The sequence below is a fragment of the Vibrio sp. genome, assembly GCF_047973365.1.
Classification (GTDB): domain Bacteria; phylum Pseudomonadota; class Gammaproteobacteria; order Enterobacterales; family Vibrionaceae; genus Vibrio.
In genome coordinates, this window is the sequence record NZ_JBKEBW010000044.1 from 1 (window position 1) to 11,924 (window position 11,924).

An 11,924-nucleotide genomic window follows, 5' to 3' on the forward strand; every position below is an offset into this window, starting at 1 on the left:
GCGGAAATTGCTGGGACAACGCACCGATGGAACGCTTTTTCCGCAGCTTAAAGACCGAGTGGGTATCAACGGCAGGATATCGGAGCTTTTCAGAAGCTCAGCAACAAATCACGAGATATATAGTTGGTTATTACAGCCAACTTAGGCCCCATCAATATAATGGCGGGTTAACACCCAATGAATCAGAACGATTATATTGGGAGAACTCTAAAACTGTGGCCAATTTTTATTGACCACTACATACTTAGCTAATCGACATATCCCCGCAAATTAATTAGCTTCTTCGTTTTGTCATGCCGTTATGTTGTTCTCTCGATGTTAAGCCTGATCTGTATGCTGTATGAGGGTTGTGTATTATGCCAACGTTTACGCTGAAGCGACTTTTATCCAACCTCAATATTCGTACCAAACTCATCGTGTTATTTACCGCTATCAAAGTGATCCCACTGATAATATTGGCCGTGGTCACCTTGATCGGTATTTATTCTCTCTATGATTTTTTTACCGAAAATACTCGTCAACTGGAACAAACGGCGGAGCGTGTGGTGACCTCTACCGGGGAAATTGCTATTGCCGATAGTATTTTGGCGCTTGACCGTAAATCGCAAGAATCGCTAGAAAGGATCACGGATAAAATTGCCGATTCCGTCGCTGATTTTCTTTATCAAAGAGATACTGATCTGCTGTTTTTATCTTCGTTACCTCAAACTGAGGAGACATTTAATTCTTTTATGCTGACTCATCGTCGGTCGGTGATGCCAGACGAAAGCAGTTTCTATTCCTATGATGACACAACCAATGAGTGGCAACGTGATAGCGCACTTACCCCGGAAACAGAATTACAGCAAGCCAATTTAGCGGATAATGCCAGAGAGTTTCATCGTGTTGATAAGATAAAATATCAACAGCACTTTATTCCAATTTATAAAGAAGTGGTGTTTTTTGATCTGACTGGGCAAGAACAAGTTAAGATATCGGACCTTAATCCGCATAAAGTAAATATCAGCAATCATAACAATACCTATATTAAAGCTGAGCGTTATTTCGATGTGATACAAGATCTTAAACAGGGTGATATCTATGTGTCAGAGGTGATTGGCGCATATGTGCCGAGCAAGGTGATCGGCACCTTTACCAAACAGAAAGCGGAAAAACTCGGTATTGAATTTGCGCCAGAGCAACATGGTTATGCCGGAAAAGAAAACCCGAAAGGCAAACGATTTGAAGGCATAGTGCGTTTTATCACACCGATATTTTCGGCGGGAGAAAAAATCGGTTATCTATCCCTGGCGCTTGACCATCGTCATCTGATGGAATTTACCGATACCTTTGATCCGTTAGGTTATTCATCACTGGAATCTTCTGATGCCAGTGCTGGTAATTATACTTTTATGTTTGATTATATGGGGCGATCGATTTCTCATGCCCGAGACTATCATATCGCAGGTTTTGACCCGGAAACCGGGGAGCGCGCCATCCCTTGGCTGGCCTCGGAAATTGATCAGGCATTCAAGCTTTCTGGTGCTACAGATATCCGGCAATTTCTTGCTACTTATCCCACTTTTGATGCGCAGGCATTGAGTAAAAAACCTTCGTTAGAAAGCGTTAAACAGGGGCAAATCGGTGTCGATTGCCGCTACCTTAACTTCGCTCCTCACTGCCAAGGATGGATGCAGCTAACGGAGAATGGTGGGTTAGGATCTTTTATTATCCACTGGAGTAACATCTGGAAGTTAACCACGGCCTCGACAATCCCCTATTACACGGGGCAATACGCTAATTCTCCAAGGGGGTTTGGTTTTGTCACCTTAGGTGCCAATACCGAAGAGTTTCACCGAGCCGCATTGAAGACTCGGGATAATCTGGATGTTTTGCTCAATGATCAATTGACGCATATCAAGCGAATTGTGAATAACACTGAGCAGCGGACGAAACAGGAAACGGATAGCTTAATCAATCAGTTAGTTGTAGCAACAGCTCTGATGATTGTACTGATGATCAGCATCGCGGTATGGATTTCCAATGCACTGCGGCAGCGGATCCAAAAACTGATCACTGGTGCTAATCAGTATGCGCTCAATCATTTCGATTACCGTATTCCTATCGATTCGAAAGATGAAATCGGTATGCTATCGGTTTCGTTTAATGATATGGCAGCGGCTTTGCAGCACCATATTTGGAAAGAAAAACAGTATAGCGAATCACTGGAGTCACGTATTGCCGAACGCACGAAGCAACTGATCAGCCTGAATCTGCAAATTGAGCAACAATTACAGGAAAAGGTGGCTCAAGAGCAAAAACTGAAGATTTACGCTAAGATTTTCAATAATAACACCGAAGCTATCGTGATCACCGATATCAGAGGCAATATCGAGCATGTAAACGAAGCGTTTACTGAGCTAATGGGTTATTTTGCTGATGATATTGTTGGGCAAAGTTATCAACTCATGCAAACTTCATTGCATAACGAGTCATTCTATCAGGCTATTCGCCAACAGATTTTAGCCAAAGAGAGTTGGAAGGGCGAAATTTGGACGGCGAAACGGGATGGTTCACTATTTCCTTCTTTTGTCATTATTATCCCTATTCTCGATATGGACGGTAACATTGTTAATTTTGCCGGGATTCAGCACGATATCTCCGAGCGCAAACAACATGAGAAAATGCTCTATCAGCAAGCCAATTATGATCAACTCACCGGGCTTGCCAACCGTTCGTTAGCCTATGAGCGCCTTGAAAGTGCGATCGAAAGCGCCAGACTCAATCAAAGCCGCATTGCGGTGTTGTTTCTTGATTTAGACAAATTTAAGCAAGTCAATGATGTCTTGGGACATGAAGCGGGTGATATTCTCTTGTGTAACGTTGCTCGTCGTTTGAGTAGTGTGTGTCATGAGTCGGATACCGTGAGCCGTTTAGGTGGCGATGAATTCCTGATTATTCTCGAAAACGTAAACTGTTACGAAGCCGTCGTGCAACAGGTGGAAGCGATTATTGATGTGTTGCTTCAGCCTTTTACGGTCAAAGATCAATTGATCCATTCTTCGACCAGCGTGGGGGTGACTTTTTATCCTGATGATGCGGTTACCGTTCCTGATTTGCTACGAAATTCTGATATCGCTATGTATCGCGCCAAAGCCAGAGGGCAGGGAACTTATGAGATCTTTACTCAACAGTTAGCGCAACAAGTTCAAGAGGCGGTATTACTGGAACAATCGTTGAAAGAAGCTGTTATTAATCGTGAATTTTTTATGCATTATCAACCGGTTGTGGATACGGAAAATAATACCGTGATAGGGGTTGAAGCCCTGATGCGTTGGCAAAGGGATAATTTGATTATTTATCCGAATGCGTTTATGGGAACCTTAGAAAGTAGCAAATTAATTATCAATGCAACCGAAAGTGTTTTGGTTGAGACATTTGCTTTTATCGCTAGGCTTAATCAGCGCTACAGCTCGCCGATTTATGTTTCGATCAATATTTCTGCACTGCATTTTGTGCTTGAGGATTTTTGTGAGCGATTAGTTAAATTTGTCGATCAATCTGGGCTAATGGCGTCGAACATCTGCCTAGAAGTTACGGAAACGGTTTTTGTTCATGATGTCGCGGTTGTCTGTGAAAAATTACAAACATTAAAAACGCTAGGATTTAAGATCTTCCTTGATGATTTTGGTACCGGTTATTCTTCGCTGAGTTATTTAAAACGCCTGCCGATCGATACGATAAAAATCGATAAGAGTTTTATTCAAGGTCTACCCGATGAGGTAGGAGATAAGGCGATCACTACCTCAGTCTGTTCTTGGGCGGAGAACTTTACTATGGATGTGATTGCTGAAGGGGTTGAAACGCCGGAACAACTGCAGTTTCTTAATCATATAGGTTGCCATACCGTGCAAGGATATATGTTTGCCAAACCTATGAGTTCGGTGGATCTGATCGTTTACCTAGACCAACAATTGGTCAAACAAAGTCATTGAAGGATGACGGCTCATTAATTCTGAGAATAAAGGAAAGGGCTGTTAGGAATTCGCTGAATTACTCATTGCAAGCCTCAAATCCGCCAGAAGCAATCGACATGTTAAATCAAGTTAATTAATTTCTCATACATGAAGGTTCGGTGTTGGTTTTGATAGCCGGTGGTATCAAAACTATGGGTTTGCGGATGGCAATAAAACAATTTTTATCTAACTTAAATATTCGGGCTAAGCTCATTATCTTGTTTACCGCTATAAAAGTGATCCCGTTGATTATTCTGGCGCTGATCACTTTGCTGGGTATCTATTCTCTTTATGACTTTTTTACCGAAAACACTCGCCAGTTGGAGAAGACCGCTGAAAAAGTAGTGGCGTCTACCGGCGAAATTGCCGTTGCCGACAGTATTCTCTCACTCGATCGTAAATCGCAAGAATCCATGGAAAGGCTCGGCGGCCAGATTGCTCGTTCCGTGGCAGACTTTCTTTATCAACGCGATGAAGACCTACTACTTTTGGCATCGTTTCCTCAAAGTGAAGCGACATTTCGCACTTTTATGGCCAACAAGCATCGCGCTGTGATGGCGGATGAAAGTTCATTTTATTCATTCGATGAAACAAGCAATGAATGGCGACGAGATGTTGCTCAGGATGTCGAACAAGAATTAAAACAGGCCAGTTTGCTTGATAATGCCCGCGAGTTTCACCGCATTGATCCGATCAAACATGCTCAAAAGCTTATCCCAATTTATAAAGAAATTGTCTTCTTTGATCTGACGGGGCAAGAGCAGGTTAAAGTTTCGAGCATTAATCCCCATAAGCTAAATATTAGCGATGCGAAAAATACCTATATTAAAGCTGAACATTATTTTTCAGAGATACAAGCGCTTAAACAAGGCGATATCTATGTCTCGGATGTGATTGGTGCTTATATACCGAGCAAAATTATCGGCACTTTCAGCAAAGAAAAGGCCGATAAACTCGGCATCGAATTTGCGCCAGAGCAGCATGGTTATGCTGGTAAGGAAAACCCGAAAGGCAAACGATTTGAAGGTATAGTCCGCTTCATTACCCCGGTATTTTCTGCAGCAGAGAAAATTGGCTATGTATCATTGGCACTTGATCATCGGCACATTATGGAATTTACCGACACCTTTGATCCATTGGGCTACTCACCATTAGAATCTTCCGATGCCAGCGCCGGTAACTATGCATTTATGTGGGACTATCAAGGTCGTTCAATCTCTCACGCTCGTGATTATTCTATTTCAGGGTTTGATCCGCAAACCGGTTTGCGTATGATTCCCTGGTTGTCATCCGAAGTTGAAGAGGCGTTTAAACAATCGGGCTCGACAGATATTCATCAGTTTCTCGCCACCTATCCAACTTTTGATGCTCAATCACTGAATAAGAAACCCTCGCTTGAAGGCGTAAAACAAGGTCATGTTGGTCTGGATTGCCGCTATTTGAACTTTGCTCCGCAATGTACCGGATGGATGCAATTGACGGAAAACGGCGGTTTAGGCTCGTTTATTATCCATTGGAGTAATATCTGGAAACTGACCACAGCGGCGGCCATCCCTTATTACACTGGGAAATATGGCGATACGCCACGTGGATTTGGTTTTGTTACGTTAGGTGCCAATACCGAAGAGTTCCATAAGGCTGCACTGCAAACACGGGATAATTTAGATGTGTTATTGACTGAGCAATTGGCTCGTGTCAGCGAGATAGTGGGGAATACTGAACAGCGGACGAAAAATGAAACCGACAGCTTAATTAGCCAGTTAACCACCGCAACTGTTTTGATGATAGTACTGATGATCAGCATTGCTGTGTGGATTTCAAACGTATTACGTCAACGGATCCAAAAGCTGATAGCCGGTGCCAATCAGTATGCACAGAATCATTTTGATTACCGTATTCCTATCGATTCAGAAGATGAAATCGGTATGTTAGCTGTTTCGTTTAACGATATGGCGAGCGATTTGCAACATTACGTACAAAAAGAGAAGCAATACAGCGAGTTACTCGAATCGCGTATCGAAGAGCGCACACAGCAACTGATTGGTTTGAATCATCAGATAGAACAACAACTGCAAGAAAAACTGGCGCAAGAACAACAACTGAAAACCTATGCCAGTATTTTCAGTAATAATACCGAAGCGATTGTGATCACCGATATCAAAGGCATGATTAGCCATGTTAATGAGGCATTTACACAGCTTACCGGCTATTTGCCTGCCGATATTATCGGACAAACTTATCAGGTGATGCAAACCTCTGAGCACAATGCGCCGTTTTATCAGGCTATCCATAAGCAGATCCTTGCCAAAGAAAGTTGGAAGGGTGAAATTTGGACAGCGAAGCGTGATGGTTCACTATTTCCCTCCTTTGTCATCATCATTCCTATTCTCGATGATGAGCGGAACATCATCAATTTTGCCGCGATTCAGCACGATATTTCCGAGCGTAAACAACATGAAAAAGTGCTCTACCAGCAAGCCCATTATGATCCTTTAACGGGTTTGGCTAACCGCTCTTTAGGTTACGACCGCCTTGAGCATGCGATTGATAATGCCAAATTTAAGCAGAGCAAAATTGCCGTGTTGTTTCTTGATTTGGATAAATTCAAACAAGTGAATGATGTCTTGGGTCATGAAGCCGGAGACATTTTATTGTGCAGCGTCGCACGACGTCTGAGTAGTGTTTGCCACGAATCGGATACGGTGAGCCGTCTTGGTGGCGATGAGTTTCTAATCATTTTGGAAGATATTGACAGCTACGAAGCGGTGATCCAACAGGTCGAAATCATTATTGATGTATTAGTTCAGCCGTTTACGGTTAAAGATCAACTGATCCATACTTCGACCAGCGTCGGCGTGACTTTTTATCCCGATGATGCGATGACGGTTCCCGATCTGCTACGTAATTCCGATATTGCTATGTACCGTGCCAAAGCGAGAGGACGAGGTACGTATGAAATTTTTACCCAACAGTTAGCGTTGCAGGTACAAGAAGCGGTATTACTGGAACAATCACTGAAAGAGGCGGTGTTCCATCGTGAATTTTTCATGCACTACCAACCCGTGATGGATTCAATGGATAATACCGTGGTGGGAGTGGAAGCCTTGATGCGTTGGCAGAAAGGAGGCCAGATTGTTTATCCGAATGCTTTTATGGCGACCTTGGAAAGTAGTAAACTCATTATCAATGCGACGGAAAATCTTTTGGTTGAGACATTCGCTTTTATCGCCAAGCTTAATCAGCGTTATCATTCGCCGCTCTATGTGTCGATCAATATTTCTGCACTGCATTTTGTGCTCGACGATTTTTGTGAGCGTTTAATTGCATTGGTGGAAAAATCAGGCTTAATCACATCTTGTATTAGTTTAGAAGTGACTGAAACCATCTTTTTACATGATATCGCCGTGGTCTCAGAAAAATTGAATATATTGAAAAGCCTTGGATTCAAAATCTTCCTCGATGATTTTGGTACCGGCTACTCATCGCTCAACTATTTAAAAAATCTGCCAATTGATACAATAAAAATTGATCGCAGCTTTATTCAAGAATTACCTCACTCTAATGGTGATAAAGCCATCACTACCTCTGTATGCACTTGGGCTGAGAATTTTGGCATGGATGTGATTGCTGAAGGTGTGGAAACCTCAGAGCAACTGCAATTTCTTAAAGATATTGGCTGTAATACAGTTCAGGGCTATATGTTTGCTAAACCTATGGGGGCAGTGGATCTTATGGCTTATCTTGATAAACAATTTGCATTAAAAAACATTGGGTGGGATGAGCATTAAGCGCAGGCGGATATAGAGCATTCTACCCAGCCTCACCATCGATTAATAACGACTTTAACACATTGGGAGAAGACGGAATCAGTCCGACCTTTAAGCCAAATGGTTTGAATACCTTGTTGAGAATCTCAGTATTGTAGTTTCCTCACAGTTAGTTGGGATTTCACCGAAATACTGTGATTGTTGTCTTGTTTAGTCTTCACTACCTAGTTTTAGTTTACTAACCATATTAAGTGAGTTGTCGAAAATAGCGTCAGCAATTTTACTTGGGAATTCTTTAGGCAATTTGGATTTTAAGCGTTCAATCGCTTTCGGCATTTCAATTTGCATTTCATCGAGGATCGATTGCATTTTTTCTTGATCAAAACCCACATCCTTAGCTGTATCAATGAAGTGACGAGAATAGATTTTGCTTATCTCATACTTTTTGCCTTTGGTCGCTTTTAACCCCATAGCAAGCTTTAATTTTCGAATGTTTAGACCTTTTCCTCCTAATACAGGGTATGCTGATAAAATGTCGTAGAAAGGTGTGAGTCTGTAACTTCCTCCCTTCTCTATAAAGATAGAAAAGTTTTTTGCATGTCCATCTGTGGCGCCAATAGCCCATTGAAAAACTTGGAATTTCATAAAGTTAAATTGATCTTCGATTGCATTATTAGACCCCATTAATAAAGCCATTATTTCAGCAATTCCTGGTCCACCTTGAGCTTCATATTTTATCGATGAAGGCATTCCTTTCACCTGGCAAATATCTTCCTGAGGTAGGCGCAATAGTTTTGTTTTATTACTGTTCCAGCGTCTATCAAAGCGCTCTACAGCTAATGCTTTGACTTCCTTTGTTTGTATTATCTCAACATTAGGTACTTTAAAGCCAAGCTCCCGAGCTAACTCAATACATAAGAATTCATTCTCAACACTATCTGTTAAATCTAATGTTGCCTGAGCTTGCTGTATTTCACCGATAGGTAGCTTTATGATATGTGTTGTTGGTGTGTTACCTTTTGGTATGCACCAGTGTTCGTTGAAGCGAAGAAGAGCAGTTTTTTCTTGTGCTCCGGCAACAGAAATTCTGAAGTCATTTTCCTCTTCAATCATTCCTAGTGGTACGTCGGACTTATAGGCTAAAAGTACTTTTTCAAGTTTGCTCTCGTCTAATATTTCATAGCTAAGAGGCCCTTCTTCGTAAGGTTGATCTGGAGGCAATAACGAGATTGCACCAACACTGTCTTTGCCTACTTCTTTCAGAAGATCAAATGGTTGTTTAGATGCAGCCTTGTATCTTGCTACAATTCTATCCCTTACTTTAGGGGAGTCAGGTAAAAGGTTATCAAAGTAGTTGATTACAGCGTCTGACTTTATAGTAGGTAGTTGTAGCTTTAATGATAGTGATAAAGGACGGACCTTATCACTATCAATCCAACTCGGGTCATATTTAAAGGAATGTGCGCCATTTGATTGCTTTTGTAATCTACCAACAACTTCTCCGTTCATATATGCGACTAATTCTTGCATTACCAATCCTCATCACCAGTAGTGCTGTTCTGTTGTTTATGATTTTTCTCATAAACGCTTAGAGTCAATTCCATCGCTTGAAGTAGCTTAAAAAAGGTTGAAAGTGTTGTTCGACTAGGATTGTTTTCGAAGTTAGAAATAGTCGATTGTTTTAAACCTACTTTTTTTGCTAGCTCACTCTGACTCCAGCGGTTTTTTTGCCTTATTAAGAGCATTCTGTCTGCGAGTTGTTTTGGGCTATATATCATTTAGTTAACTCCTACTAGTCTACATATCTAGTGAGATCCGTATCACCTACAACCTATATCCAAAATTATCTATAGATTCCTAATTGCTATCCCCTGTTGTGTGTGGGGTGGTGTTTTATCCCTTACAGAGGATAACTGATATTTTATCCCCTGTAGAGGATAATTAGTGTTTCATCCCTTATAGGGGATAACTGATGTTTTATCCCTTATAGGAGATAATTAGTGTTTTATTCCTTGCAGGTTATCTGGTGTGTGTTACGCGAAATGTTACTAAAAGCATGAGATAAAGTGAAATTCTATGAGACGTGGTGATCCAATTAAAGCTAGGAGGGACAAGGTGTTGGAAAAGAAAACGGGACGTCCTGAGACGTCCCGATACCGGTATTTGGTGCTGGGGTAAGTTGATCTTAACTTTTAATTCATTGATTTTGTTTTCAATTATTCGGTTTGATTTTAATCGGTGTACCTTGTGGTGTACCTATTGTTCTCAATAACGACGAAATTAAATCTTAGTCGTACTTCAGAAGATGTCTTCCAAACGATGGTTTGTTAAACAATTCATTGACAGATTGCTTGCTATCTTTGTTTTTGTCTGGGGGTTGGGTTTCACCGTTCGTCTCCTGATCTCCGCTACCCTTTTTAGCATCCTTTTGATCTGCTAATTCTTTGTCGATCAACTCTTTCAATTTTGCCTTAATCTCGTTTTTTGCGTCGCTGCCGGTAAGATCGATGAGTTTCATCCAGTCCGACTCGCTGAATGTTAGGGTTTTTTCTTCTTTAGTCGTCTTTGGTACTTTACCTTTTGCTTTGTCCCTTTTACTTCTATTGAATTTCTCAACCAATTTGTTTTCTAACTGTTTAAACGTGTCTGGATCGTTCGTCGCACAAAGTACATCGAAAATACACATGATTGTTTGCTTTTGCTTATCGATATCCTCTGTCATGGATAACCCGGTGTATGGGTATTTTTTTGTTAAATATCGGTAATACCGATTGATTAACTCAGCGTCATCTGTTTTAAAGGCTTTTCTATCTGCATTTCTGTTAACGAAAACAGTCTCATATAGGTTTTCTATATCCTCAAGTAAGCGGTATGTGCTTTTCTGTTCCCTTGGTGATCTTGATGTGATGATGACTTCTAGTGCACTAACAAGATTCTCGTAGGTCGAGAGGTTTTTGTTTGGACAGATTTTGCTTAGCGGCTCTAGGTAGTCGGTGTCTTTAAGTAAGTATTTTACTGCTGAAAAACTTTGTGATTTGGATTGATATTTTGACTCTGACTTGGCTTCGAAAGAAAATTCAGTTACAGGGTAGCTAAGCTCTGTGTTGCCTGTGTCAACTATGGCACGAGCGATAACAACAAAAAAGTAAAGGGCCCTTGGCTCTCTATCTAGCCATCCGATGTGATTGCTAAATTCATAACTAATCTCTCTTGATTGAGCAAAAAGCTCGTCAATACAATCGCCTAGTTTATATTCTTCCCTCTCGGATAAGTGTCCGCTATCTAGTTTTTCTCTCGCAATTCTTAATTTATTACTAATCAACTCACTTAATGTTAATTCAAGGTTAGCTTTCTTGTGATTATTAAGATTAGTAATTGTTTCGCTATATCCAAGCTCTGTTTCAATGATTCTAATATATCGCTTTAATTCGTTTTCAGTTGATTTTTTTATTAATTCTAAATAGCGATATGAACTCATCCTGAATCCTTACGTAAGATTTTTGTGGGAATGTTGTAAGAAATATACAGGTTTTATTGCAGATTTACAGTGGTTTTTTGTTTTTTAGTGTGGGTTTTGTGTTGTTTTTATGTTGGTTTTTACCGTTTCTGTGTTTTCTTAATTAGTCAACTTTTTTTGAAAAAAGTTAGTGAGTGAGATTGACCTTTCAAATACTAATTTTATTTACTTGAATTATTACTGCTATGTCAATCATTATATTAGCATGGTTGAAATTTAATGTAATATTAATCTTTAAGTTTCGAGTTAGTGATTTATGATGAAAGTAATATATGGGTGGTGAAATAGATGGTGTAAGTTGAGTTTGATATAATTATTAGTAGGTAAATCTGGATTTATGCTATGGTTTTGGTGTGAAAGTTATTTTCAACTTGTTGGTATAGGTAATATACATTGTAGTGGTCAATAAAAATTGGCCACAGTTTTAGAGTTCTCCCAATATAATCGTTCTGATTCATTGGGTGTTAACCCGCCATTATATTGATGGGGCCTAAGTTGGCTGTAATAACCAACTATATATCTCGTGATTTGTTGCTGAGCTTCTGAAAAGCTCCGATATCCTGCCGTTGATACCCACTCGGTCTTTAAGCTGCGGAAAAAGCGTTCCATCGGTGCGTTGTCCCAGCAATTTCCGCGTCTCGATAA

The 11,924-nt window shown here is 40.6% G+C and carries 7 protein-coding genes and 1 pseudogene; 3 read left to right on the forward strand and 5 right to left on the reverse strand.

Annotated features, from left to right (window positions below; genetic code table 11):
* The 3 genes from ACK5MF_RS06550 to ACK5MF_RS06560 all read left to right on the forward strand — a co-directional run.
* A partial coding sequence (locus ACK5MF_RS06550; RefSeq protein WP_416920522.1) for an integrase core domain-containing protein occupies positions 1–233 on the forward strand: 233 nt, incomplete at its 5' end.
* Positions 234–356: 123 nt separating this feature from the next.
* On the forward strand, positions 357–3,974 hold the full coding sequence (locus ACK5MF_RS06555) for a putative bifunctional diguanylate cyclase/phosphodiesterase (RefSeq protein ID WP_416920524.1): 3,618 nt from the start codon (positions 357–359) through the stop codon (positions 3,972–3,974).
* Positions 3,975–4,159: 185 nt separating this feature from the next.
* Positions 4,160–7,783, forward strand: a complete 3,624-nt coding sequence (locus ACK5MF_RS06560; RefSeq protein WP_416920526.1) for a putative bifunctional diguanylate cyclase/phosphodiesterase — start codon at positions 4,160–4,162, stop codon at positions 7,781–7,783.
* A gap of 22 nt (positions 7,784–7,805) precedes the next feature.
* Here the strand turns inward: ACK5MF_RS06560 and ACK5MF_RS06565 are convergent.
* The 5 genes and pseudogenes from ACK5MF_RS06565 to ACK5MF_RS06585 all read right to left on the reverse strand — a co-directional run.
* A pseudogene (locus ACK5MF_RS06565) lies at positions 7,806–7,925 on the reverse strand (transcriptional regulator); the annotation flags it as partial.
* Between the two features lie 47 nt (positions 7,926–7,972).
* Positions 7,973–9,292, reverse strand: a complete 1,320-nt coding sequence (locus ACK5MF_RS06570; RefSeq protein ID WP_416920528.1) for a type II toxin-antitoxin system HipA family toxin — start codon at positions 9,290–9,292, stop codon at positions 7,973–7,975.
* The gene (gene hipB, locus ACK5MF_RS06575) at positions 9,292–9,540 is read right to left on the reverse strand and encodes a type II toxin-antitoxin system antitoxin HipB (RefSeq protein ID WP_416920530.1); all 249 of its coding nucleotides are present in this window, start codon (positions 9,538–9,540) and stop codon (positions 9,292–9,294) included. The genes ACK5MF_RS06570 and hipB overlap by 1 nt, the downstream gene beginning before the upstream one ends.
* Positions 9,541–10,049: 509 nt before the next feature.
* Positions 10,050–11,240 (reverse strand): hypothetical protein, encoded by a 1,191-nt coding sequence (locus ACK5MF_RS06580; protein WP_416920532.1) that lies wholly within the window; start codon positions 11,238–11,240, stop codon positions 10,050–10,052.
* Between the two features lie 441 nt (positions 11,241–11,681).
* Positions 11,682–11,924, reverse strand: a 243-nt coding sequence (locus ACK5MF_RS06585; RefSeq protein ID WP_416919986.1) for an integrase core domain-containing protein, incomplete at its 5' end; no start/stop codon positions are given.